Source organism: Mycobacterium triplex (assembly GCF_000689255.1).
In the GTDB taxonomy this organism is placed as follows: Bacteria; Actinomycetota; Actinomycetes; order Mycobacteriales; family Mycobacteriaceae; genus Mycobacterium; species Mycobacterium triplex.
The window spans coordinates 5259784-5282938 of sequence record NZ_HG964446.1; the positions used below are offsets into that span (position 1 = coordinate 5259784).

General features: G+C 66.5%; 22 protein-coding genes and 1 pseudogene. 14 read left to right on the forward strand and 9 right to left on the reverse strand.

Annotated elements, in window-relative coordinates:
- The 4 genes from BN973_RS24280 to pth all read left to right on the forward strand — a co-directional run.
- On the forward strand, nt 1-230 hold a 230-nt coding region (locus tag BN973_RS24280), incomplete at its 5' end, for an LpqN/LpqT family lipoprotein (protein WP_198048957.1).
- Between the two features lie 56 nt (nt 231-286).
- On the forward strand, nt 287-1156 hold the full coding sequence (locus BN973_RS24285; RefSeq protein WP_036471250.1) for an oxidoreductase: 870 nt from the start codon (nt 287-289) through the stop codon (nt 1154-1156).
- A gap of 141 nt (nt 1157-1297) precedes the next feature.
- Nucleotides 1298-1960 (forward strand): 50S ribosomal protein L25/general stress protein Ctc, encoded by a 663-nt coding sequence (locus BN973_RS24290; RefSeq protein ID WP_036471251.1) that lies wholly within the window; start codon nt 1298-1300, stop codon nt 1958-1960.
- A 12-nt stretch (nt 1961-1972) separates the two neighbouring features.
- Nucleotides 1973-2548 (forward strand): aminoacyl-tRNA hydrolase, encoded by a 576-nt coding sequence (pth, locus tag BN973_RS24295; protein WP_036471252.1) that lies wholly within the window; start codon nt 1973-1975, stop codon nt 2546-2548.
- A 141-nt stretch (nt 2549-2689) separates the two neighbouring features.
- Here the strand turns inward: pth and BN973_RS24300 are convergent, their stop codons facing one another.
- The 4 genes from BN973_RS24300 to BN973_RS24315 all read right to left on the reverse strand — a co-directional run bounded on the left by BN973_RS24300 (nt 2690) and on the right by BN973_RS24315 (nt 7698).
- Entirely contained in the window at nt 2690-4327 is a 1638-nt protein-coding gene (locus BN973_RS24300) for a fatty acyl-AMP ligase (RefSeq protein WP_036473000.1), read from the reverse strand.
- Nucleotides 4328-4666: 339 nt separating this feature from the next.
- Nucleotides 4667-5620, reverse strand: coding sequence for a 4-(cytidine 5'-diphospho)-2-C-methyl-D-erythritol kinase (locus tag BN973_RS24305; protein ID WP_036471253.1), 954 nt, complete (start codon nt 5618-5620; stop codon nt 4667-4669).
- 66 nt (nt 5621-5686) lie between these two features.
- Entirely contained in the window at nt 5687-6589 is a 903-nt protein-coding gene (locus BN973_RS24310) for an aldo-keto reductase family protein (RefSeq protein ID WP_036471254.1), read from the reverse strand.
- Nucleotides 6586-7698 (reverse strand): Gfo/Idh/MocA family protein, encoded by a 1113-nt coding sequence (locus tag BN973_RS24315; protein WP_036471255.1) that lies wholly within the window; start codon nt 7696-7698, stop codon nt 6586-6588. Before BN973_RS24315 ends, BN973_RS24310 begins: the two co-directional genes overlap by 4 nt.
- Nucleotides 7699-7819: 121 nt before the next feature.
- Between BN973_RS24315 and BN973_RS24320 the strand changes: the two genes are divergently transcribed.
- Nucleotides 7820-8275 (forward strand): glycosyltransferase family protein, encoded by a 456-nt coding sequence (locus BN973_RS24320; protein ID WP_036471257.1) that lies wholly within the window; start codon nt 7820-7822, stop codon nt 8273-8275.
- Nucleotides 8272-8802 carry a glycosyltransferase gene (locus tag BN973_RS24325; protein ID WP_051641470.1) on the forward strand — a complete coding sequence of 177 codons (531 nt, stop codon included), beginning with the start codon at nt 8272-8274 and terminating at the stop codon, nt 8800-8802. The genes BN973_RS24320 and BN973_RS24325 overlap by 4 nt, the downstream gene beginning before the upstream one ends.
- A gap of 10 nt (nt 8803-8812) precedes the next feature.
- On the opposite strand, the gene rsmA is transcribed toward BN973_RS24325, so the two are convergent.
- The 3 genes from rsmA to BN973_RS24340 all read right to left on the reverse strand — a co-directional run bounded on the left by rsmA (nt 8813) and on the right by BN973_RS24340 (nt 11828).
- Nucleotides 8813-9733: a 16S rRNA (adenine(1518)-N(6)/adenine(1519)-N(6))-dimethyltransferase RsmA gene (gene rsmA, locus BN973_RS24330; protein ID WP_036471258.1), complete on the reverse strand. Its 921-nt coding sequence runs from the start codon at nt 9731-9733 to the stop codon at nt 8813-8815.
- Complete coding sequence (locus BN973_RS24335) at nt 9697-10785, reverse strand: resuscitation-promoting factor (protein WP_051641471.1); 1089 nt, start codon at nt 10783-10785, stop codon at nt 9697-9699. Before BN973_RS24335 ends, rsmA begins: the two co-directional genes overlap by 37 nt.
- A 182-nt stretch (nt 10786-10967) precedes the next feature.
- A complete protein-coding gene (locus BN973_RS24340) occupies nt 10968-11828 on the reverse strand; it encodes a TatD family hydrolase (protein ID WP_036471260.1) in 861 nt (286 codons plus the stop codon).
- Nucleotides 11829-11846: 18 nt separating this feature from the next.
- Between BN973_RS24340 and metG the strand changes: the two genes are divergently transcribed.
- Both metG and BN973_RS24350 read left to right on the forward strand, forming a co-directional pair.
- Nucleotides 11847-13403, forward strand: a complete 1557-nt coding sequence (gene metG / locus BN973_RS24345) for a methionine--tRNA ligase (protein ID WP_036471261.1) — start codon at nt 11847-11849, stop codon at nt 13401-13403.
- 134 nt (nt 13404-13537) lie between these two features.
- Nucleotides 13538-13903: a PAS domain S-box protein gene (locus BN973_RS24350; RefSeq protein ID WP_084163657.1), complete on the forward strand. Its 366-nt coding sequence runs from the start codon at nt 13538-13540 to the stop codon at nt 13901-13903.
- A 142-nt stretch (nt 13904-14045) separates the two neighbouring features.
- On the opposite strand, the gene BN973_RS24355 is transcribed toward BN973_RS24350, so the two are convergent.
- Together BN973_RS24355 and BN973_RS24360 are read right to left on the reverse strand one after the other, a co-directional pair.
- Nucleotides 14046-14747 (reverse strand): TetR/AcrR family transcriptional regulator, encoded by a 702-nt coding sequence (locus BN973_RS24355; RefSeq protein WP_036471263.1) that lies wholly within the window; start codon nt 14745-14747, stop codon nt 14046-14048.
- A 118-nt stretch (nt 14748-14865) separates the two neighbouring features.
- Nucleotides 14866-15546, reverse strand: coding sequence for a TetR/AcrR family transcriptional regulator (locus BN973_RS24360; RefSeq protein WP_036473003.1), 681 nt, complete (start codon nt 15544-15546; stop codon nt 14866-14868).
- Nucleotides 15547-15880: 334 nt separating this feature from the next.
- Here BN973_RS24360 and BN973_RS31195 point away from each other — a divergent pair, with 334 nt between their 5' ends.
- The 6 genes and pseudogenes from BN973_RS31195 (at nt 15881) to BN973_RS24385 (ending at nt 23049) form a co-directional block, all read left to right on the forward strand.
- Nucleotides 15881-16057, forward strand: coding sequence for a hypothetical protein (locus BN973_RS31195; RefSeq protein ID WP_156959188.1), 177 nt, complete (start codon nt 15881-15883; stop codon nt 16055-16057).
- A complete protein-coding gene (locus BN973_RS24365; RefSeq protein ID WP_036471264.1) occupies nt 16054-17247 on the forward strand; it encodes a PPE family protein in 1194 nt (397 codons plus the stop codon). The genes BN973_RS31195 and BN973_RS24365 overlap by 4 nt, the downstream gene beginning before the upstream one ends.
- Before the next feature lie 85 nt (nt 17248-17332).
- A pseudogene (locus tag BN973_RS24370) lies at nt 17333-17860 on the forward strand (dTDP-4-dehydrorhamnose 3,5-epimerase family protein); the annotation flags it as partial.
- A 203-nt stretch (nt 17861-18063) separates the two neighbouring features.
- Nucleotides 18064-19569 carry a sugar transferase gene (locus BN973_RS24375; protein ID WP_036471265.1) on the forward strand — a complete coding sequence of 502 codons (1506 nt, stop codon included), beginning with the start codon at nt 18064-18066 and terminating at the stop codon, nt 19567-19569.
- A gap of 10 nt (nt 19570-19579) precedes the next feature.
- The gene (locus BN973_RS24380; protein WP_036471266.1) at nt 19580-21043 is read left to right on the forward strand and encodes an oligosaccharide flippase family protein; all 1464 of its coding nucleotides are present in this window, start codon (nt 19580-19582) and stop codon (nt 21041-21043) included.
- Nucleotides 21040-23049 carry a glycosyltransferase gene (locus BN973_RS24385; protein WP_036471267.1) on the forward strand — a complete coding sequence of 670 codons (2010 nt, stop codon included), beginning with the start codon at nt 21040-21042 and terminating at the stop codon, nt 23047-23049. Before BN973_RS24380 ends, BN973_RS24385 begins: the two co-directional genes overlap by 4 nt.
- Nucleotides 23050-23155 lie beyond the last annotated feature (106 nt).

Below are 23155 nucleotides of genomic sequence, written 5' to 3' on the forward strand. Positions count from 1 at the left end.
CGTTGGCGCCCTACAACGGGTTCCCCTCGGCGATGATCCAGGGCAGCTACAACGGCGACAACGGCACCCGACTGCACAGTTGGAACCGGATCGTGCTGCCCACCGGGTCGCCGCCGGCCAGGCAGCGCTACTTCGTTCAGCTCACCATCACCGGCCTGGCCGACCAGGCCGCCGCGCAGTCGGCCGACGTGGACATGATCATCCACGGATTCGTCGTCGCCGCTAAGTAGCGGCCGGTGCACCATGGCCGCGCTGTCGAAGCGGCAGTTCACTAGGGTTATCAGTCATGACCGACTGGACCGCCGCCGATCTGCCGTCATTCGCCGGGCGCACCGTGATCGTCACGGGCGCCAACAGTGGGCTGGGCGCCATCACGGCCCGCGAGCTGGCCCGAGTCGGCGCCAAGGTCATCATGGCGGTCCGCGATCCGCGCAAGGGAGAGAAGGCCGCTCGCGACATGCGTGGCCAGGTCGAGGTGCGCCAACTCGATCTGCAGGCTCTGACGTCGATCCACCTGTTCGCCGAGCAGGTCGATAAGGCCGACGTGCTGATCAACAACGCCGGCATCATGGCCGTGCCGTTCGCGCTGACCGCCGACGGCTTCGAGAGCCAGATGGGCACCAACCACTTCGGTCATTTCGCGCTGACCAACCTGCTGCTTTCCAAGCTCACCGACCGGGTGGTGACGCTGACGTCGATGGCGCACTGGCCCGGCCGGATCGACCTCGACGACATCAACTGGAAGAACCGGCGATACTCCGCCTGGCTGGCCTACAGCCAATCGAAGCTGGCCAACCTGCTGTTCACCAGCGAGCTGCAGCGCCGCCTGCGGCTGGCCGGATCGCCGCTGCGCTCGATAGCGGCCCACCCCGGCTACTCGCACACCAACCTGCAGGGCGCCACCGGCCGCAAGTTGGGCGACGCGCTGATGTCGGCCGCCACCCGGGTGGTCGCCACCAGCGCCGATTTCGGCGCGCAGCAAACGCTGTACGCCGCCTCGCAGGATCTGCCCGGCGACACGTTCATCGGCCCAAAGTTCGGCTGGATCGGCCGAACCCAGCCCGTCAGCCGCAGCCGGCACGCTCAGGATCCGACCACCGCGACCGCGCTGTGGGAGCTGTCCGAGCAGCTCACCGGCACCAAATTTCCGCTCTGAGGTGCCGATGCGCTACCCTGGCCGGGCGTCACGGCGAGGGTGGCAGGCGGCTAGCCAGCACCGTTATCGACGGAGACCGACATATGTCGCGACCCTGGCCGTGCCTGGAAACTTAGGTATAGAGCACACAGGAGCGACACGATGGCGAAGAAATCCGCGGTCAACCAACTCTCGGTCACGGTCCGTGGCCAGACGGGCAAGGGCGCGTCCCGGCGAGCCCGCCGCGACGGCAAGATTCCCGCCGTCCTCTACGGCCACGGCGCGGACCCCCAGCACCTGGAGCTGCCCGGGCATGAGTTCGCGGCGGTGCTGCGCCACTCGGGCACCAACGCGGTGCTGACCCTCGACATCGAGGGCAAAGAACAGCTGGCGCTGACCAAAGCGCTGGACATCCACCCGATCCGGCGCAACATTCAGCACGCCGACCTGCTGGTGGTGCGTCGCGGTGAGAAGGTCGTCGTCGAGGTCAGCGTCGTCATCGAGGGCGAGGCCGGACCGGACACCCTGGTCACCCAGGAGACCAACACCATCGAGATCGAGGCCGAGGCGCTGTCGATTCCCGAGCAGTTGACGGTGTCGGTCGAGGGCGCCGAGCCCGGCACCCAGTTCACCGCCGGGCAGATCGCGCTGCCGTCGGGCGTCAACCTGATCTCCGACCCGGAGATGCTGGTGGTCAATGTCGTCAACTCGCCGACCGCCGCCGACCTCGAGGAAGAGGGCGCCGGCGAGACCGCCGAGGGCGAGGAAGCCGCGGTGGAGGAAGAGGCCGGCGAGGCCGAGGCCTCCGAAGAAGCGTCCGAGTAGGCGGCCGGCGACGTGGCCGAACCGCTTCTCGTGGTCGGCCTGGGCAATCCCGGAGACAACTACGCCCGCACCCGGCACAACCTCGGGTTCCTGGTCGCCGACCTGCTCGCCGCACGGCTGGGCTCAAAGTTCAAGGTGCACAAGCGTTCCGGCGCCGAGGTGGTCAGCGGCCGGCTCGCCGGGCACTCGGTGCTGGTGGCCAAGCCGCGCTGCTTCATGAACGAGTCCGGCCGCCAGGTCGGCCCGCTGGCGAAGTTCTACTCCGTGCCGCCGGCCGACATCATCGTCGTGCACGACGAACTTGACCTCGACTTCGGTCGTATCCGGCTCAAGCTCGGCGGCGGTGAAGGCGGCCACAACGGGGTGCGTTCGGTGGCCTCGGCGCTGGGCACCAAGGACTTTCAGCGGGTGCGCATCGGGATCGGGCGTCCGCCCGGACGCAAAGACCCGGCGGCGTTCGTGCTGGAGACTTTCACCGCCGGGGAGCGGCCGGAGGTTCCCACGATCTGCGAGCAGGCGGCCGACGCCACCGAGCTGCTGATCGAACTGGGGCTAGAGCCCGCGCAGAATCGCGTGCACGCCTGGTAGTTCGCGGCGGGTGTGCGACCAGGGCTTCCCGTGTGCGTCCAGGGCGGCGCCGACCGGGGCGTCGCCCCCGCCAGCGCACACTGAAATCCGTCAGCGCACACTCGCCGCCGTCAGCACACCCGAGGCAACGGCGCAAACGAGCTACCGGGTGACCAGGGTGACGGAGTTGGAGCGACGCAGCTTGCCCGACGGTGTCTTCGGGATCGTCCCCGGACCGAGCACCACGACGTTGCGGGGCCGCATGTCGACCTCCTTGAGCACCTCGCGGGCGACCTCATGTTCCATTCGACGCACCTCGGCCGGGTCGCCGAAGGCGTTCGACTCGACCGCGACGGCGAACGTCTCGCGCGAGTGGCCGGCGTCCAGGCGGACCGCCACGGCGCAGCCGGGACGGACACCGTCGACGCGGCAGGCGGCCCGCTCGATGTCCGTCGGGTAGATGTTGCGGCCGGCCATGATGATGACGTCCTTGACGCGACCGCAGACCACGATGTGGCCCTCTTCGGTCAGGTAGCCGAGGTCACCGGTGTCATACCAGCCGTGCTCGTCCTGGGCCGAGATGAAGCCGCCCATGGTCAGGTAGCCCGGGGTCAGCGACTCGCCGCGCAGCTCGATGACGCCGACGCCGCGCGGGGCCATCACGTTGCCCTGCTCGTCGATGATGCGGGCCTCGAGGTCCTTCAGCAGCGGGCCGAGCGTGGCCAGCCGGCGGGTGTTGCCCTTGGTCGCGGGCACCGCCCGGCGCAGGGCCGCGAGCAGGTCGGCGTCCACCTCGTCGACGACCAGACCGGCGTTGCACTCCGAGAACGACACCGCCAGCGTCGTCTCGGCCATGCCGTAGGCCGGCAGGATCGCCGAGGACTTCAGGCCGAACGGCTTACCCGCATCCAGCAGGTCCTCGACGTCGGCGGGCTCGACGGGCTCGGCCCCGGACAGCGCGAAGCGCAGCGTCGACAGGTCGAAGTCGCCGGGTTTGGCCTGCCGGCGCAGCCGCTTGGCCAGCAGCGCGTAGGCGAAGTTCGGCGCCGCGGTCATGGTGCCCTGGTATTTGTCGATCAGCTTGGCCCACAGCAGCGCATCGCGCAGGAAGTCCATCGGCGTGACCTTGACCAGCTCGGCGCCGAAGTACATCGGAATGGTGAGGAAGCCGACCATGCCCATGTCGTGGAAGCAGGGCAGCCAGCTGACCATCACGTCTTTGTCGATGTCGTACTGGGCGCCGATGAACATCGCCTCGGCGTTGGAATAGATGTTGCGGTGCGTGATCTGGACGGCCTTCGGCGAGCCCGTCGAACCCGACGTCAGCTGCATCAGCGCCAGATCGTCCTCGCCGACCTCGATGGGGTCGATCGGCTCCGACGCCAGCAGGTCGGTGACGGTGAGGACCTTGATGCCCTTTTCTTCCAGCACCGGGATCGCGACCAGGAAGGGCTCGGAGACGATGACGACCTGGGCCTCGATCATGCCGATGACGTTCATGGTGTCCTCGGCCCACACCGCCAGATCCGTGCGCGGGGTGGGCTGGTGCAGCATGGTCAGGCTGGCCCCGCGCATCCACAGGCCCTGCGCGGTCGGGGCGATCTCTACCGGGTAGCCGGCGAGCACGCCGACGGCGTCACCGAGGCCGATGCCCGCGGCGGCCAGGCCGCCCGCGATACGGCGCGCGCGCTCGTGAACCTCGCCCCAGGTGTGGCGAACAGGCTCGTGGGGTTCACCGGTGACCATGCCCTTCTTCGAGATGCGGGCGTTGTGGAACATCTTCTCGGTAAACCTGCTCACGCAAACCTCCTCGGTTCCGGCGCTTTCCCCAAGACCCGGATTTTCATGTTCCGCTCGCCGGGCGACACTTTGCAGCAGGCGCGCGAGCACAGTTGGGAAGCGGTTCGATCTCGAAATAGTGATTGGTCAGCAACCCCGTGTCCGGTTGCCCGATCAGTACGACGACCCCGGCCCGTCCCGCCCGACCGGCATCGATGAATCGGCCGTCCACCGCGACTGCCGGCGGGCGGCCAACCCGGATGCTCGAGCTGATCGATAGTCGTCACCGCGAGATATCTTAAACTCCTCTTAAGTAACAACCCACCATTTCGGCGATTTGAGTCGGATTTCACAGGTTGTTCAGTCGTCGGTCATTGGTGTCGGCACCACGCGGGCACCCGGCACCGGACCGCTGGCGACCCGCACCGTCCGGCACACGCCGGCCCCCGACAGCTGGGTTCCGACGTCGACCGCCGCGGGCCCGGACGTGCACAGAAACGCGCACGTCGGGCCCGAGCCGGACACGATGCCGGCCAGCGCGCCCGCCTTCTCGCCGGCTTGTAGGGTGCGCCGCAGCGCGGGATTCAAGCTGACCGCGGCCTCCTGCAATTCGTTGCCCAGCAGCGGCGCCAATTGCTCGGGATCGCCGGCGGCCAGCGCGGCCAGCACCGGGCCGGGCCCGGCGAGCCGCGCCGGGTTCGCGGTTTCCCTGAGCCGGTCCAGTTCGCCGAACACCTTGCGGGTCAGCAGCCCGCCGTCGGCGAAGGCCAGCACCCAGTGGAAGGTGTTGCGGGACAGCACCGTGGCCAACTCCTCGCCACGCCCGGTGCCCAGCGCCGTGCCGCCGTGCAGCGCGAACGGCACGTCGCTGCCCAGCCGCGCGGCCAGCATGCGCAGATCGCGGCGCGGCACGTTGAGGTCCCACAGCGAGTTGATTGCGACCAGCACCGCCGCGGCATCCGCGCTACCGCCGGCCATACCGCCGGCGACCGGGATGGATTTGTCGATCATGATCGACACGTCGGGCGCGCGGCCGACGTGCTCGGCCATCAGCTCGGCGGCCTGCCACGCCAGGTTGCGTTCGTCGGTGGGCAGCGTGTCGGCACCCTCGCCGACGAGTTCGAGCGACAACACATCGGCATTGCGCACCGTCAGCTCGTCGAGCAGCGAGACGGCCTGAAACACCGTCGTCAGCTCGTGATAGCCGTCGTCACGGCGGTCGCCGACGGCAAGGTACAGGTTGACCTTCCCGGGCACGCGAACGGTGACAGACCCGGTGGGCACCCACTGTGCAGCGGTGTTGCCGTCAGACATTTCCAGCCACCGTCACCGCAGCAGACTATCGCTGCGGCACGCCAACTACACGCAACGGCGCCCGGGTCAGCCGCCGGAAGGCTGCGGTTGCCCCGGGTCACGCGCCTGCCAACGTTCGTCGATGAGCGACTTCGTCTCGCGAATGTTCGCGCGGTTGGACGCGCCGAACACGATCGACTGGATCTGCGGTTGTGCGCACACGTAGTCGATCGCCTCGCGCGGCGCAATCGCACCCGAAGCCAACACCGACATCGCGATCACCCGACATGGGCGTTCGCGGATCGCTTGCTCGTAAAGCCCTATGCCGCCGCACATCCGGAAGCCGATCTTGTTGAAATTGGTGCAGACGATCGGATTCTCGATCCCTTGCCGCTCGAGCACATCGAGCAGGCGCGGCAGGTTCATCGTGATGAAACCCGGCTCGGCGTTGTACCTGCGCTGCACGTGGTCGGCAAAATACCGAAAGGCTTCTTCCATTCCGAGGCCGAGAAGTAGGTCGGTGACGACGTTCTGAACGAAGATGATCGGCGTGGAAAGCCCCGCGAACATCTTCATCTCGGCATCGACCAACAGCTGCATGACCGGCTCGATGTCCTTGCCGGCGAGGGCGACGCCACCCTTGAACATCGACCTGACGGCCCCGGTGTCCGGCAGAAACCTCCGCAGCGCGTCGACGATCCCGAACTCGGTCACGGCGTTCGCATACTTGTGCGCATACGGCATGCACGGGTAGAAGACGTAGTCGGGGTACTGCGCCTGGTTGGCCCGGAAATGATCGCAGATCTCGCCGACCCGGTCATGGGTGGTGCAGACGAACGTGCGGATGCCCTCCTGATACGCGGCGTCGAGCGTGGCCAGCACGGGCGGGAGGTGCTGGAACCGTATCGCCTGTGCGCGCGCCTTTTCCTCGGACATGTGGTTGACGCCGAAGAATTGGTTGTCTCCGAACAGGACTCGGTCCATGGTCACGATGCCTTCGGGGTGATGAGATTTTTGATGCGGGCGACGAGCCCGCGGCCCGGTGAGCCACGCCGTGCCGGTCGCGGGGGCGCTGCGGGGCGGGCGACCAGCGCGGCGCCGGTGATCATGCCCACCACCCGATCGACGTCGAGCGCCGACCGAAATGTGTTCTCGCCATCCAGCCGGTTCTTCTGCACGCTCTCGGCGAAATAGTTGATCTGGGCCGAATACTCCTCGCCGCGAAGGTAATACCAGACTTCCTCGGTGAGGTCTGTCGTGTACCGGATCGTCCATCCCGGATCGAACTCGGGGAGTGCAGCGTGCGCCGCACGCAGATAGATCTGGCACTCCTGCCGATCGGCGATGACGCGGCCATTCGTTCCCCACACCGACACCTTCGTCGACATCTTGCGGAAGCTCTCGTCGCTCCAGTTCACGCACAGTTGGCCGGTTGCGCCGTCGGCGTAGCGCATCGTGCAGTAGACCTCGTCGTCGACGTCGCGGGAGAAAACGCTGTGGCGGACGACGCCGTCGACCGAATCGGGCACACCGGCAATGAAGTTCACCAAATCGATGGCGTGGCACGCGTAGTCGTAGAGGGCCCCGCCGCCTTCAGACTTCACCCCGCGCCACGTGCTTCCCTTATCCCGCAGCACGACCGGCCCGTACGCCTCCGCGCGCACGTGATGCACGCGCCCGAGCGCGCCCGATGCGACGATCCGCGCCGCCTCCTGGAACGCCCCGACAAAGCGGCAGTGGTAGCCGACCTGGGTCACGAGTTGACCGCGTTCGGCCAAGGCCACCAAGCGCTCACCGTCCGGCACATCGAGGACGAACGGCTTTTCGCAGAAGACGTGCGCCCCGGCCGTCAGCGCCCGCTCGACGATCGACGCGTGCAGCCTGGACGGAACCGCGACGACCACCGCATCGGGCTTGGTCTCCGCGAGCATCCGATCGAAGTCGTCGTAGCACGACAGGCCGGTGTACTTGGCGAGGACGTCACGCACATAGCCCGTCGAATCGCAGATACCAACCACGTCGAGGTCTGGGTGCGTACGAAGTATCGCGAGGTGCGACAACCCCATCTTCCCCAGGCCGACTATGGCCGTTCGAATCATCGTCTGCGCCTCTCAGTCTGGTTTCGAGTCCAGCACCGGACCATTTACTATCCCCGCATGCCGCACGCGCGCAAGTATTTCAACGCCATTGGCACGGTCGCGAGCGCCTGAGATGGCAGCCATGGGTCGCCTACTCCTGATCGCCTCGTCCGGCGGTCACATCTACGAGATGTTTTGCCTGCGGGAATTCTGGCAGGACAAGGATCGGTACTGGGTGAGCTTTCCGACCGCCGATGCCCGCTACCTGTTGCGTGACGAACCTGAGGTGTACTGGGCGGCGCACCCCACCGTCCGCAGCATCCCCAACCTCTTGCGGAACATGGTGCTGGCGCTGCGGCTGCTGATCCGGCACCGGCCCGCCATGATCTTGACCACCGGCTCGGGCGTAGCCGCCCCGTTCCTCTGGCTGGCCTGGCTACTCCGGATCCCCACCGTCTTCGTCGAGTCCATCACCCGCATCACCGAGCTCTCGCTCACCGCCCGGATGGTGAAGCCGTTCGCCTCCCGCTTCCTGGTTCAGTGGCCCGAGCTGGTCGAGCGGACTCCCGGCACCGAGTATCACGGGAGGATCGTGTGATCTTCGTGATCATGGGGATGGAGGTGCATCCCTTCGATCGATTGGCGCGCGCGGTCGACGAGCTGGCCCGGACGGGCGATCTCGGGGAGGACTTCTTCGTGCAGCTGGGAACGTGTAGCTACGAACCGCGGCACGCCCGATTCGAACGCTTTCTGTCGTTCGGCGACGTCTGCGAGCAGGTCCAGCGTGCCTCGGTGACGATCACTCACGCCGGCGCGGGATCCACGCTGTTGTGCATCGAGCAGGGCAAGTGCCCGGTGATGGTGCCCCGGCGCTCGTCCTACGGAGAGCACGTCGACGAGCACCAGCTGCCGTTCGCCGCGAAGCTGGAGGCGGACGGGTCGGCGATCGTGGTCCGAGAGATGACGGAACTATCCGCGGCCATCGCCGCGGCGCGATCTCGTTCGGCACCGGGCGGGGCGCTGGATCGGGCCCGCGAGCTGACCGAGTGGCTGCAGGCGTACTGGCAGGGGCTTTCCCGGGATCGCGGTGGCGGCCGTCGGTCGGCCGGTCCGCGTCACCGTTGAGTACCTCCGGTCAGCTTCCGGAAGCCTGCGGTTGGGCCGGGTCGCCCGAGCGGCGCAGCAGCCGGACGAAGTCGTCGATTTTCAGCGTCTCGCCGCGGCGGGCGGGATCAATGCTGGCTGCCAGCAATCGATTTGCCGACTCGTTGCCCGAGCCGGCCCACTCGGCGAACGCGTTGCGCGACGTCTTGCGCCGCTGCGCGAAGGCGATATCGACCAGCTCGAAGACCTGCCGCCGGAACGCGTCGTCGGTGGGCCACGGCGCGGTGTCGTAGCGGTCGATCCGGACCAGCCCCGAATAGACGCGGGGCACCGGCCAGAACACGGTCGGCGAAACCATGCCGCAGCGCCGAACCCGGCCGAAAAAGCGCACCTTGACGCTGGGCACGCCGTACTCCTTGCCGCCCGGCTCGGCGGCCAGCCGCTCGGCCACCTCGGCTTGCACCATCACGGTAACGGTCGCAATGGACGGAAACTCGGCGAGCAGATGCAGCAACGCCGGGACCGCGACGTTGTAGGGCAGATTGGCGACCAAGGCTGTTGGCCCGGCGGCCAGCTCGTCTCGTCCGAGGTTCAGCACGTCGCGGTTGAGCACCGTCAGCCGCCCGACCTCGCTGTGGGAATGCTCGCCGACGGTCTGCGGCAGCCGCCCGGCGAGCACCGGGTCGATCTCGATGGCGGTGACCGTGGCGCCGCGGTCGAGCAACGCCAGCGTGAGCGAGCCGAGACCCGGGCCGATCTCCACGACGTGGTCGGCACGGCCGATTCCCGATGCCGAAACTATCCGCCGGACCGTGTTGGCGTCGTGAACGAAATTCTGGCCCAACGATTTTCGTGGCCGAAATTCAAGTTCTTTGGCCAGCCGCCTGATGTCGGTGCGTCCCAGCAGCCGGATCGTCAGCGCGCACCAGCTCTTCCGCTGCACACCGGCCACGCGCCCCAGCCCTGGCGCTCCCTGGTGACCTCGGCGATCGCGATCTGCTCCTCGCGGGTGGCCAGGTCGGCGCGGGCGGCAAACCGCAGCCCGCCGTTGCGCTCCCAGGTGCCTTGGTCGAATTGGACGCCGCCGTAATACCCGTTGCCGGTGTTGATCGCCCAGTTTCCGCCGGCTTCGCAGCTCGCGATGGCGTCCCAGATGGATCCATCGGTCACCGGGCCCACATCGGTACCGGGCTTGGTGCCCACCCGCACCACCGCGTCGCGGGCCGGCGCAATCACGATGTTGGCGATCGGCAGTCGGCCGGTCTCCACACCGTTGACGGTGGCCACCGCGTAGGTCACGTCCTGCGTACCCGGGCTGCCCGGGTCCTCGACGACCTGGCGGCTCATGTTCATGTCGGGGTCTTCGACCCGGCGAGCGTTGGGCGGCAACGGGATTCGCTCGGTGACCTTCTCGATGCGGTTACGCGTCACCTGGATCTGCATGCCGTCGACGATCGGCGCGGTCGCGGGAGGCACCACCTGGTCGCTGTCTTGCAGCGGCACACCCGCGGCATTGAGCAGCCCCGCGACGTTGGGCGCCGGCAGGTGCACCATGCGGATATTGCCACCGTCGTTGATCTGGACGCTCTTGGCGCTGACGACCGGCAGCGCCATGCCGGCCAGCGGAACCCGGCTGCCGCGCGAGGCGGCGGCGGGGGCGGTGTCGGTCATCGCGAGCTGGGCCAGTGCCTCGTCGACGGTGGAGGCCGTCGTCCACACCTGCTTGGTGTCGTGGCCGTCCAGTGAGATCTGCAGCGGCCGGCTGCGGCGCAACGTGATCTTGTCGGCATTGTGAATCTCGACATCGGCGGCGGGGTACAGGTCGTCGCGCTGATCGACCACGTAGCCGTTCTCTTCGACGATGTCGATGACTTTCGACTTCATCGTCGTCACCCGCATCGCGATACCGTCGACGGTCAAGGTGACCGTCTTGGATACCGAGACCGCGAAACCGCCGGCAAAAGCGAGTACCAAAAGCAGCCCCGAAACGACGAGCCGCAACATCGGCGATGGGGTCTGATGAAGCCTTCTCAATACAGTCAACGCGCGTCTACCCCGACCTCAGCAACCACTTAACGACCTACCCGGCAGCATTCGACAACAGTGCAACAAACCAACGATTCGATCACAAGACGGTAACGAACCGGTCAACCTGGAGCAACTCCGGCACGGATGTGTTGTGGAAATCACCCGCCCGATTCGACGAGTCCGTAGACCCGCCCGGCATTGCTCGTGGTGATTCGGGCCAGTTCTTCCGCCGGACGATCGAGCAGCTCTGCGATGGCACGGACAGTATAAGGAAGGCAATACGGCTCGTTGGGTGCGCCACGATAAGGATGTGGAGTCAAAAAGGGCGCGTCCGTTTCGACCAGTAGCTGGTCGGCCGGAACCAGCGGCACGGCTTCGCGCAGTGCGCGCGCATTCCGGAAGCTCACCGTCCCGGACAGGCTGATGAACCACCCGGCGTCGGCGCAGCGCCGGGCCATGGCGCTGTCCGACGAAAAGCAGTGGAAGATCACGACGTCGGGCGCGCCCTCGGCGTCCAGCACGTCGAGCACCGCGGCGTCGGCGTCCCGGTTGTGAATCATCAACGGCTTGCCGCACCGCTTGGCCAGGTCGATATGCCACGCAAAGGCCTCCCGCTGCACTTCGGGTGCCGCGCAGCCATCCAGCCGGCCGGGCCAGTACAGGTCCATGCCCGTCTCCCCCACCGCCACCACCCGGGGATCGGCCACCAGCCGCTCGATTTCGGCGCGGGCCGCGTCGTCGAGTGCCTCCGCGCGCGTCGGGTGCAACGCCACCGCGGCGTACACGCGCCGGTCCCAGCCGGCCGCCCGGGTCACCCAGCGCGCCGAGTCCAGATCGTCGGCGATCGTGACGACCGCGCCCACTCCGACCGCCGCGGCGCGGTCGAGGATGGCCCGCACACCGGCGGCGTCGTGGGCGCCGCATGCGTCGAGGTGGGTGTGGGCATCGATCAGTGGCGCCAACGGCTCCGGGGCGGGCGGCGCTTCTCGTTTACCAGGTCGGCTGGAGCTCACGCGCACACAATAGGGTGAATCTCGATGAGGCCCTATTACGTCACCACTGCGATCGCGTATCCAAACGGTGCGCCGCACGTGGGTCACGCCTACGAATACATCGCGACCGACGCGATCGCCCGCTTCAAGCGGCTCGACGGTTTCGACGTGCGCTTCCTGACCGGGACCGACGAGCACGGCCAGAAGGTCGCCGAGACCGCGGCCGCCGCCGGGGTGCCCACCGCCGAACTGGCCCGGCGCAATTCCGATGTGTTCCAACGGATGCAGGAAGCGCTGAACATCTCGTTCGACCGCTTCATCCGCACCACCGACGCCGACCACCACGAGGCGTCCAAGGAGATCTGGCGGCGCATGCAGGCGGCCGGCGACATCTATCTGGCGACCTATTCCGGGTGGTACTCGGTGCGCGACGAGCGGTACTTCTCCGACTCGGAGACCGAGGTGGTCGACGGCATCCGCATCGCCACCGAGACCGGCGCCCCGGTGACCTGGAGCGAGAAGGAGCAGACGTTCTTCTTCCGGCTCTCGGCGTACGCCGACCGGCTGCTGGCCCACTACGAAGCCAACCCCGATTTCATCCGACCCGAGGTGCGGCGCAACGAGGTCGTCAGCTTCGTCTCCGGTGGGCTGACCGATTTCTCGATCTCGCGCACCACCTTCGACTGGGGCGTGCAGGTGCCCGAGCACCCCGACCACGTGATGTACGTCTGGGTCGACGCGCTGACGAACTACCTCACCGGCGCCGGATTCCCCGACACGGACTCGCAGTTGTTCCGCCGCTACTGGCCCGCCGATCTGCACATGATCGGCAAGGACATCATCAGGTTCCACGCGGTGTACTGGCCGGCATTTTTGATGTCGGCCGGAATCGAGCTGCCGCGAAGGGTTTTCGCGCACGGGTTCTTACACAACCGCGGCGAGAAGATGAGCAAGTCGGTGGGCAACACCATCGACCCGGTGGCGCTGGCCGGCGCGTTCGGCGTGGACCAGCTGCGCTATTTCCTGCTGCGCGAGGTGCCGTTCGGCCAGGACGGCAGCTACAGCGAAGAGGCCATCATCAACCGGATCAACACCGATCTGGCCAACGAGTTGGGCAACCTGGCCCAACGGTCGCTGTCGATGATCGCCAAAAACCTCGACGGGGTGATGCCCGAACCCGGCGAGTTCACCGCCGCCGACGCCGAGCTGCTCACGACCGCCGACGCGTTGCTGGATCGGGTGCGCGCCAGCTTCGACGAGCAGGCGATGCACCTGGCGCTGGAAGCGATCTGGCTGATGCTGGGCGAGGCCAACAAGTACTTTTCGGCGCAGCAGCCGTGGGTGTTGCGCAAGAGCGAATCCGAGGCGGATCAGGTGCGCTTCCGCACCGTCCTCTACGTCACGTGCGAGGTGGTCCGCATCGCGGCACTACTGGTGCAGCCCGTCATGCCGGAGTCCGCCGCCAAGCTGCTGGACCTGCTCGGGCAGGCCGACGATCAGCGGACGTTTAGCGCGATCGGCGTCCGGCTGATCCCCGGCTCGACGCTGCCGGCACCCACCGGCGTTTTTCCGCGGTATCAGCCAACTTCCGACGACGATTAAACGAATGCGAAAAGAAATGGCAGCAATCGCCGACCGGCCGCGCGTTAGGAAATATGTCCGACATGACCTCTGGCATAGACCATAATCGGCCTGTGGAGCGACGACAGAATCGGCACCAGCACAACGAATCGCCGATGACCACCCTGAAGCAGCTGCCTGCGCTGGTGGTGTTGGAACGGATTCCGGTCCCGGTGCTGGCGGTCGGCGACGACGGCGCGATCTTGTTCACCAACACCGCATTCGCGGAAATGGTGGGCTATGAGCCCGAAGAAGTTCTGGCGCTGCGCTTCGGGGAGGTATTCCACCAGGCCCCCGACTCGGAATCCTCTCTGTTGTCGGTCGTGCATGCCCTGGCGAACATGGTCGTCGAATTGGCACACAAGGACGGCTCCGTGGTGCGCGCGCTGATGAGCAAGTCGGTGGGGATGCGGGCCGACGACCGATTCGCCCTGGCGACATTCCAGGATTTGACCGAGCAGTTGTGGGACGAAGAGCGTTGACGGCCGGGTCACCATTCGCTGACCGCACCGCGACTCGCAGACCATGGGTCTGAAACAAGGCCTGATCGATACCAACGGTATGTTCTGCCTTCCGGCGGGCGCTGGAAATTTACCTCGATGACCTGGCAAAAAAATTCTGCGGCTAACTTATTTCCGGCTGTACCACTGGCGTGGCGTCGAGCCGGGCATGGCGCATCGCTTCGCGACTGAGGAACTGCCTGAAGTACCCCTGCGACGTTTCCGAGACCATCCCGGGGAGAAGGAGTCCCCATATCTCAGTCAGGCGCTTGATGTCGTCCCCGTCGGCGGCTCGCTTTTTGTGAGGCCCAGATGTCGCGTTCGACAGCAAGCGCATGCCGAAGATGGCTCCGACGATCGACTCGCCGATCACGGTGGGATCGGCGTCGCTCCGCAAGTCTCCTTCGGCGATTGCCCGCTGCGCCTCGGCGGCCATCAGCGCGACCAGGCCCGTGCAGAAACGCCCGGCAGCCGGATTGAACCCGCTCAGCGCAGCGATCAAATGCTCAGCCGCGCTGGCGATTTCGTCGGAGCTCAGCACTTTGACGATCGTGAAGGTGCCGTGCAGCAAGTTCTCCAGCCCTGGCGATGACGACCCGCACACGTCTTGGAACGCGCTGAGCAGTTTGTCGGAGCCTTCCTCAATGATGGCTAACGCCAACGCTTCTTTCGAATCGAAGTGATGATAGAGGGCGCCCTTGGTCATGCCGGTCCGCTCGATGATCACACTCCATCCGGCGGCCGCGTACCCGACCTCGCCGAACACGTCGATCGCGGCGGCGAGGATCTTTCGCCGGGTCGCTTCAGACCGAACCTGGCGCGCCATCGCCGCTATGCCTCCGGACTCTCGTGGGTGCGCAGATTCTGCTGATCTCGTCTCACATTGCCTCGCAAGCAGATTAACAGGCGGTCCGGCCGTTCCGATGGGCCAGCCCGCCGTGTTCTTATTGCGGCGACTCCACGTCAGTCGACGTCGAATTGATCGCGAGCGCCGCGCGCCGCTTGAGGAATTGCCCGAAATACTCGAATCGGTCCGGTTGTAGAACGCCCGTCAAAATGAAGGTCCAACACTTCTGCACATCGAGCAAGAACCGTTCCGGTTGATCCAGCGTGCTCGTTTGTCGCAGTCCCATGTGCATGGACACCAACAACCGTCCCACGTCATGGGGATCGCACCGATTATCGATGTCACCTTCGGCAATGGCTTGCTCGACGACGCCGGCCAGGGCGTCGACCCAGTTGCCCATCAACTTCTCTTGCAGCCCTTGCGTCCGGCCCACCGATTCGATGAGGTTGAGCCCCGCGCGCACGGCATCGGTCTTGATGTCCCCGACGGCTATCAGATACGAGAAGTCGATGAGGGTCTCGAGGCCCGAAAGTCCGCGCTTCATCAGGTTTTGCACAGCGCTGGCGCCGGTGGCGGTCTGCTTTTCGATGATCGCGACCGCGAGCGCGTGCTTCGACTTGAAATGAAAGTACATCGCCCCCTTGGTGAGTTCCGCCTCGGCGAGGATGTCGTCGAGGCCGACGTCGTGGTAGGGCCGTCGCGCGAACTGATGCGAGGCCGCTCGCAAGATTTGTCGCCGCGTCGCATCCGCGCGGCCATCGTGGGATTGCACAGTCATCGGTTCGAAGAACTCACCTTTGCGATGCCGTGCATCGCTCACGACCGTCGGCGAGGCCGCTGTCCGGGGTGGCGTGGATCCCCCCCGAGATATTGATGCCGTCAAGCAGGGCACGCACCTCGCTTCTCCCCGATCCAGAGCAAACACTCGCCGTGTGTCTCAAGCGACATTTGACCACTACTGACGTTAGCAGCCGCCGGGGACCCCATCCGTGAGTCCGCGAGCCAGGGCCTCAGATACCTGTAGTGCAGATCATACAAGTTATGTGAACTAAAGGTATGTTTTGTGGGCTATTATAGGGGAGTCAGTTTGATACGTCCGTCAAGGGGAATCAATGTCGCTGGTCACCACACAACCCGGTGCGCGGACCACACTGGCCAGCACATTTGCGGGTGACGACGCGGCGATCAGCGGCGGATGCTGCGCCGCGCCAGCTTCGCTCGACGTCATCATTTCCTCCACACGCGCCGCCAACGCGGCCGCTGCCAACCGACGCGCGGGTTCGACGTGATCGATTTTGGCGCGTTACCACCGGAGATCAACTCCACCAGGATGTATGCCGGTCCCGGCCCGGTATCCCTGTCGCTTGCCGCCGTTGCCTGGGAGAATCTCGCCGCCGAATTGCATTTCGTGGCGAGTTCCTACCGAACGGTGATCGCGGGTTTGACCACCGGACGGTGGCTCGGGCCGTCGTCGCTGTCCATGGCATCCGCCTTCGGGCCATACGTGGCGTGGACGACGGGGGCGGCCGCGCGGGCGGCCGAGGCGGCCGGCCAAGCACGGCTTGCGGTAGAGGTATATGAAGCCGCCTTCGCGATGACGGTCCCGCCGCCGGCGGTTTTCGCCAACCGGGCTCAGCTCGCCTCGCTGACCGCCACCAACTTCTTCGGCCAGAATTCGCCGGCGATCGCGGCCAACGAGGCCGAATACGGCGAGATGTGGGCCCAGGACGCTGCGGCGATGTACCAATATGCCGCGAATTCCGCGATCGCGACCGATGTGACGCCGTTCACCGATGCGCCGGAAGTGACCGATCAGAGCGGGTTGGCCTCGCAAGAAATCGCGGTCGCCAAGGCCACCGGCATTTCGGGCGGGCAGCAAGCGGCGCTGAAGGGACTGATCAACACCGTTCCCTCGACGTTGGAAGCGTTCTCGACACCGCTCGCAGACATGTCGACAAATGCGCTGGGCGACGCGGTGTCGGGATTTTCGCTCGACTCGGGAGCCGTCTCCACTCTCAGCGACATATCGGCGATCTGGATCATGGCGCTGCCCACCCCGCTGTACGCGCTGTCCAGCCTTTTTGGAATCGCCCAGACCAGCCAGTCCATGGCCATGGCCGCCGGCACCGTCGGGACCGACCTCGGAGCGGCGGCCGCGGCGGGTGCGGCCGAGGCCGCATCCGGCGCGGCCGAGCTCGGGAACGCGGGCGCGGGCGCGCTCGGCAGCATGGGCTCGGCGGCGTCGTTGGGGCCCATGTCGGTGCCGCAGGGCTGGACCAGCGTCATTCCGCCGTCACCGGTGGGCGGCGCCCTCTCAGCGCTGCCCAACGGCGCCGGGGCCGGTGCGGCCTCGACACCGAGCATGTTGGGCGGAGTGCCGCTACAGGGCCCGAAGTCCGGGGCGGGGTCCTCTCCCGGTCCGCGCTATGGGCTGGTGCCCACCGTCATGGCCCAGCCACCGGCCGCCGGATACGGATAACCACCGTGATTCCCGCCGGTTACGGCATGCGCAGCAGCGCCGACCACCCGACCCCTACGAGCGTCTGTTCCGGAAGGAAACGTCAGTGAAATACACGCCTACGAGCATCGCTGGGGTCACGATCGTCGACATCGAGCCCAGCTGCGACCACCGCGGCTTTGTCTCACAGTCCTTCTGCGCCCAGGAGTTCGCCGAGATCGGCCTGATCGCCGATGTCGTGCAGACACAGATCTCCTTCAACTACACCCGCGGCACGGTGCGGGGTTTGCACCGTCAGGCCCCGCCGCACCCGGAGGCCAAGCTGATTCGGTGCACCCGCGGCGCGATCGCCGACGTCGCGGTGGACGTTCGCCCCGAGTCGCCCACCTACGGCAGGCACGTCATGGTGGAGTTGACCGCCGACAACCACCGAGCGCTGTTTGTGCCGCCCTATCTCGCCCACGGTTTCCAGACCCTGGTGGACGACACCGAAGTCAGCTGCCAGATCAGCGGTTCGCAGGCGCCCGCCGGCCAAGAGGGTTTCCGGTTCAACGAGCCGGAATTCGGCATCAAGTGGCCGCTGCCGGTCACAGTCATCTCCGAAGAGGACGCGACCTGGCCGAAGTCGGACAGCGTCGAGAGCATCGACGAGGACGTCGTCGTGATGATGGATGTCAACCGACTGCTGGCCGAACGTTGCACCCATGACTCGTCCGCGCTTCCGGCCGCTATCGCGCCGCCGGTACGCCACGCGGTCCATCTCAGCGAATGCGCCACGCCATCGGGGGCACGATTCGGCTCTGATGCGCGGGCGCGTCGCCAAGAGAGCGGGTCGGCATGACCGCCTTGCTACACAGCCAGGTCCCCGGCGCGCCGACAGCCGTGCCCGCCTCGCCGCCGATCGGTGGCCGCGACCTCCGTCGTTGGCAACGCAAATACGCCCACGGCGTGCAGATGACCGATGCGGCGATCGTTGCCGGATCGGTGACGCTGGCGCAGCTCGCCCGGTTCGGGGATTCGCCGTCTTCCTCCGGTTATGCCGGCGCCATGATGACGCTGTTCTCGGCGCTGTTCGCGGTGCTTTGGCTGTCGTCGCTGGAAATCTTTCAGACACGGTCGCCGCGAGTCCTCGGCGGAGGCCTCGACGAATACCGGCGCATCGCGCACGCGTCGTTCCAGACCTTCGGGATCGTCGCGATCCTCACCCTGCTCGCCAAGATCGATCTGGCCCGCGGCTACCTGGCGGTCGCGCTTCCCGTCGGCACGCTGGGACTGCTGGTCAGCCGTAAGATGTGGCGCCGCTACATCGGCCGGAAACGAGCGCAGGGCGCATACCAGACGAAGGTGCTGGCGATCGGCGACCGTTCCGGGGTCGCACATCTGGCGGAGGAACTGCTGCGCAACCCGAAAGACGGCTACGCCGTGCTCGGTGTCTGCATCCCGGGCTACGGCCCACCCCGCGGCGAGACGCTGTGGGTTCATCAGCAGGCGATCCCGATTCTCGGTGACGACACGTATGCGGTGCCCGCGGCCGGGCGCTGCGGCGCGGACACCGTCGCGGTGGCCCGCACCGAGCAATTGGGTGTGCAGGGCATCCGAGAGTTGATGTGGCAGTTGGAATCCACCGACGTCGACCTCGTGGTGTCGCCCGGAGTGATGGACGTCGCTCGCGCCCGACTGGCTCTGCGGCCTTACGCGGGTTTCCCGCTGCTGCACGTGGAAAAGCCGCAATACGAAGAGACCAACCGCTTTCAGAAGCGGGCGTTCGACTTCTGTTTCGCCCTGGCCGCGCTCGTCGTGACCATGCCGGTCATGCTGGTCTGCGCGATCGCGATCAAGCTGACCAGCAAGGGACCGGTGCTCTACCGAGCCGAACGCATCGGCCTCGAGGGCAAGCCCTTCACGATGTTCAAGTTCCGCACCATGGTGGACGGCGCCGACACGCAAGTCGAGCATCTGTTGCCGCGCAATGAGGGCGCCGGCGGCATGTTGTTCAAAATTCGCCGGGACCCCCGCGTCACCGCCGTCGGCCGGGTATTGCGCAAGCTCAGCCTCGACGAGTTGCCGCAATTCCTGAACGTGCTGAGGCAGGATATGAGCGTCGTCGGCCCACGCCCGCCGCTGCGTCGCGAGGTGGAGAACTACGACGTCGAAGCCAAACGCCGGCTGCTGGTGAAACCGGGAGTCACCGGATTGTGGCAAGTCAGCGGCCGTTCGGACCTTTCCTGGGAAGATTCGGTCCGGTTGGATCTGTTCTATGTCGATAACTGGTCGATGGCGGGGGATCTGATGATCGTCGCCAAGACGCTCAAGGCCGTATTGGTAGGCGACGGAGCCTACTGATGAAACAGCGATGACAGAACCGGTGGTCGACCCTGCGGTCGCGCCGTCGGTCCCGCTGTCGCGGATCGCTCACGCCTACGCGATCCAGCTGGTCTGCCGGGCACTGGGGATGATGGCGTCGGTCGTGTCGGTGGCGATGACGGCCCGCTACCTGGGCCCGGGGCCCTACGGGCAACTCATGATCGCGGTCGTCTTCATCGGGATGTGGTCCAGCCTGGCCGATCTCGGCATCGGCACCGTCATCGTTCGCCGCGTCACGTCCGGCCGGGGCGAACTCGACCGCCTCGTGCGGGTCAACAGCGGCCTGTCCCTGATGTATTGCCTTCCGCTGGCGGCGATGGCGGTAGTCTCCGGGCTGCTGATCTACCGCGACCATGACGTGCGGGTGATGCTCGTGGTGCTGTCCGGGCAGCTGCTGATGATGACGATGATCACCCGCTTCGAGCCGGTCTTCATGGCCACCGTCAAGTTCTCCGCGGTGGCCATCTCCGACGTCGCCGGCCGGATCGGCGTGCTGGGCGCGGTCTGCTGGTTGGTGGCCGGCCACGCGGACGTGATCTGGTTCGCGGTGGTCCAGCTGATCCCCCCGGCACTGCAACTGTTGATCCAGGGCACCGCCGCGGCGCGACACGTCTCGCTGCGGCCCATCTTCGCGCCCGGGGAGACCGTCGATTTGTTGCGGGAGACCCTGCCGCTGATGGGCGTCATGGTGGTCGCACTCGTCTACTGGCGCGCCGACGGGTTCATCCTGTCGCTGCTCAGCACCCAATCCGAGGTCGGGGTCTACGGGTTGGCCTACACGCTTGCGTTCAATACCGAGGTGTTGGCACTTTTCTTCCTCAAGTCGTCGTTGTCGACGGCCACCGAGTTGTTCGCGCGCGATGTCGGCGCTTTCGCCGAATTCATGCGCCGCAGCGTCGAATTGATGTATTTCATGATGGTGCCGGTCGCGGTGGTCGGCGGGTTGCTGGCCGGCCCGTTGATCGGGTTGCTCGGCGATCGAGCCTTCGTCGCGCGCGGAACGCCGACGCTGGCATTGCTGTTGGTCGCGGCCGCGCTGCGGTGCATCGCCAGCACCCTCGGCCAGGGCTTGTTCGCCTCACATCAACAGCAGTTCTTGTTCCGCGTCTGGGTCGTCACGCTGGCGCTCAACATCATGCTGAATCTTGTGCTGGCGGGCCGGTTCGGCGCCGTCGGCGCCGGTGTCACGTTGGTGTGCACGGAGCTGTTCAGCATGCTGGCCGCGAGCTGGCGACTGCGACGCCGGTGCGGCTACCGCGAGCCGACGACATTCTTGCTGCGGTTGCTCGTGCCGACCGCGGCCAGCGTCGCGATCGTGCTAGTGCTTCCCGGGCTGCACGTCGTGCTGGTCCTCATTCTCGCGGCCGCCGTCTACCTGACCGTGAACATGACGATCGGCCCCCTCAAGTGGTCGATGCTGGCTTCGCTGACCGGGAAAGCGATGCCGGCATGATCCGTCAAACAGATCGGGCGTATCTGAGACGCCCGATCGGTGATGTGGCCACGCTGCCCTCGGAACGACCGCTCGCGGTGATGATCGTGACGGACGACAACCAAGTACTGGCAGACAAATGTCTGGACAGCGTCGCCAAGCACCTACCCGGGCTACCCGTCTATGTCTACGACAACAGCGATGACGGATCTTCCGGTCGCCGGCAGCTGGCCGCTCGCCATCGGACGGTCCAGTGGGTTCTGGGGTCCACCCACCTAGGCGTCGGGCAGGCCGTGAACGTGTTGGTGGAGCGCGTGCCCAGCGAATCGGACCTGCTGCTGTTGCATCCCGCCGCCGAGCTGCACAGCCCGTTGACGCGGACCAGGGAACTGCTACGTCAGCCCGCGGTAGCGGCGGTGTCGCCGATGGCGCGCATCGCGGCCTCGTCTGATGCCGCGCCGTGGGACACCGCGATGCGCCGGCCCACCCTGCTGCGTGCGCTGCTGGCCGCCACCGGCCGCTCGAATTCGCTACGCGGAACCCCTCTTTCGCCCCGCTACCACCAACCGCCGACCGAATCGCAAAGCATCGGCGGCTACGTCGCTGGGGGCTGCCTGGCAATCAGCCGCGCGGCATGGAACACCATCGGCGGCTTCGATGAGGAGTTCGTCGGGTACGGCGTGGACATCGACTGGCAGGCCCGCGCACGCGCGGCAGGCTGGCGCGTTCTGCTCGCCAACGAACTCGGCGTCGACCACCGTAGTCCGGTGGCCGACTTCGGTGCGCTCGGAGCCGACACGATGCCACCCGGCCACGCCGACGACCGTCGCCGCGATCAGGACCTGTTGCGGGGCGACACCGCCCTGGTGCTCGAGCACCAGATCAGCGTTCACCACGCGGATTTATACCTGGCCGGGACAACGGTTTTGGACCGAATACAGCGCGCCAAGCGGGTTGCCCGCCGCACGGCACCGCGCAGCCGGAGCAGCAGCCTGCCGGCTATCGTGATCGCCACCAATCGCCTGGTATACGGAGGAGCCGAGCGCCAGAAGGCTTTGCTGGCAGCCGAATTGGACCGCCGCGGCTACCCGGTGACCATCGTCTGCGTGCAGCGGTTCGGCCCGATGATCAACGAGATCCCGACCGGTGTGCGCGTGGTGCGTCAACCATGGTGGGCGCCGGCCGTCGACCTACCCGCCGGCCCGTCGGTGTTGATCAGCGGCGACACCAACACCGAGACGGGGTTTGGCACGCTGTGGCGGGCCACCGGCCGCGAGCGGCGATGGCTGGTCGCACCGCACACTCCGCCGGAGGAAGACCGGCCGATCTACTCGCGCCCACTGGCCGCCGCGATGTCCCGGGCGGATGGCTTTCTCGTTCTGGCGCAACGGCATTGGGAGATGCTGGCCGAACACCATCGGCTGACCGGACGGCGCTTCGTGGCACCCAACGGCGTCCCGATCCAGGGCCGGCCGAGCCAGCGGGTGCGTCCCGCCGATGCTCCGGTGCATCTGGTGGTCCTCTCCCGAATCGTCGAGCACAAGAACCCGCATCTGCTGATCGAGGCGCTCAGCGGTCTCACGGAATTGCCATGGGCGCTATCGATATTCGGCGACGGCCCCGACCGTGCGCGCCTCGAGGCGCGCACCCCGGCCGCGTTACGCGACCGAGTGCATTGGCGGGGCTGGTCGCCAGGCCCCGAGCACGCGCTGGCCGGGGCAGATCTGTTGTGCCTGCCCAGCCGCTTAGAGGCGTTCCCGTTGGTCATTCTCGAGGCGATGAGCCGGGCGATACCGGTTGCGGCGTCTGCGATCTGCGCGGTCCCGGAAATGTTGGACTTCGGCGGGGCCGGCTTCCTCGTCGAGCCGGTAACGGCGCAGGGATGGCGGGAGCGGTTGGCCGAGATACTGGCGGATCCCGACGCGCTGCCGTCGGTGGGCATGCAGGGTTATGAGCGGATGCGCAAGCACTACACCGTGGAAGCGATGACGGATGCCTACCTCGACGCGATAGACGCGATACTGTGAACGCACCGAATGCTCAGCCCGCGCAATTGGAGCGCAGCGCCCCAACTTTCACCGTCGGCGACGGAATCAACACGGTTTGGCCTCGCGGCAACCGAGCACCCGAAGG

Coding starts and splice junctions, on each gene's coding strand:
- BN973_RS24335 (WP_051641471.1), bottom strand. CDS start 10,785: ATGTTGCGGCTCGTCGTTTCGGGGCTGCTTTTGGTACTCGCTTTTGCC.
- BN973_RS24285 (WP_036471250.1), top strand. CDS start 287: ATGACCGACTGGACCGCCGCCGATCTGCCGTCATTCGCCGGGCGCACC.
- BN973_RS24380 (WP_036471266.1), top strand. CDS start 19,580: ATGACAGAACCGGTGGTCGACCCTGCGGTCGCGCCGTCGGTCCCGCTG.
- metG (WP_036471261.1), top strand. CDS start 11,847: ATGAGGCCCTATTACGTCACCACTGCGATCGCGTATCCAAACGGTGCG.
- BN973_RS24360 (WP_036473003.1), bottom strand. CDS start 15,546: ATGACTGTGCAATCCCACGATGGCCGCGCGGATGCGACGCGGCGACAA.
- BN973_RS24305 (WP_036471253.1), bottom strand. CDS start 5,620: ATGTCTGACGGCAACACCGCTGCACAGTGGGTGCCCACCGGGTCTGTC.
- BN973_RS24315 (WP_036471255.1), bottom strand. CDS start 7,698: ATGATTCGAACGGCCATAGTCGGCCTGGGGAAGATGGGGTTGTCGCAC.
- BN973_RS24375 (WP_036471265.1), top strand. CDS start 18,064: ATGACCGCCTTGCTACACAGCCAGGTCCCCGGCGCGCCGACAGCCGTG.
- BN973_RS24385 (WP_036471267.1), top strand. CDS start 21,040: ATGATCCGTCAAACAGATCGGGCGTATCTGAGACGCCCGATCGGTGAT.
- BN973_RS24320 (WP_036471257.1), top strand. CDS start 7,820: ATGGGTCGCCTACTCCTGATCGCCTCGTCCGGCGGTCACATCTACGAG.
- BN973_RS24355 (WP_036471263.1), bottom strand. CDS start 14,747: ATGGCGCGCCAGGTTCGGTCTGAAGCGACCCGGCGAAAGATCCTCGCC.
- BN973_RS31195 (WP_156959188.1), top strand. CDS start 15,881: ATGTCGCTGGTCACCACACAACCCGGTGCGCGGACCACACTGGCCAGC.
- BN973_RS24290 (WP_036471251.1), top strand. CDS start 1,298: ATGGCGAAGAAATCCGCGGTCAACCAACTCTCGGTCACGGTCCGTGGC.
- BN973_RS24350 (WP_084163657.1), top strand. CDS start 13,538: ATGACCACCCTGAAGCAGCTGCCTGCGCTGGTGGTGTTGGAACGGATT.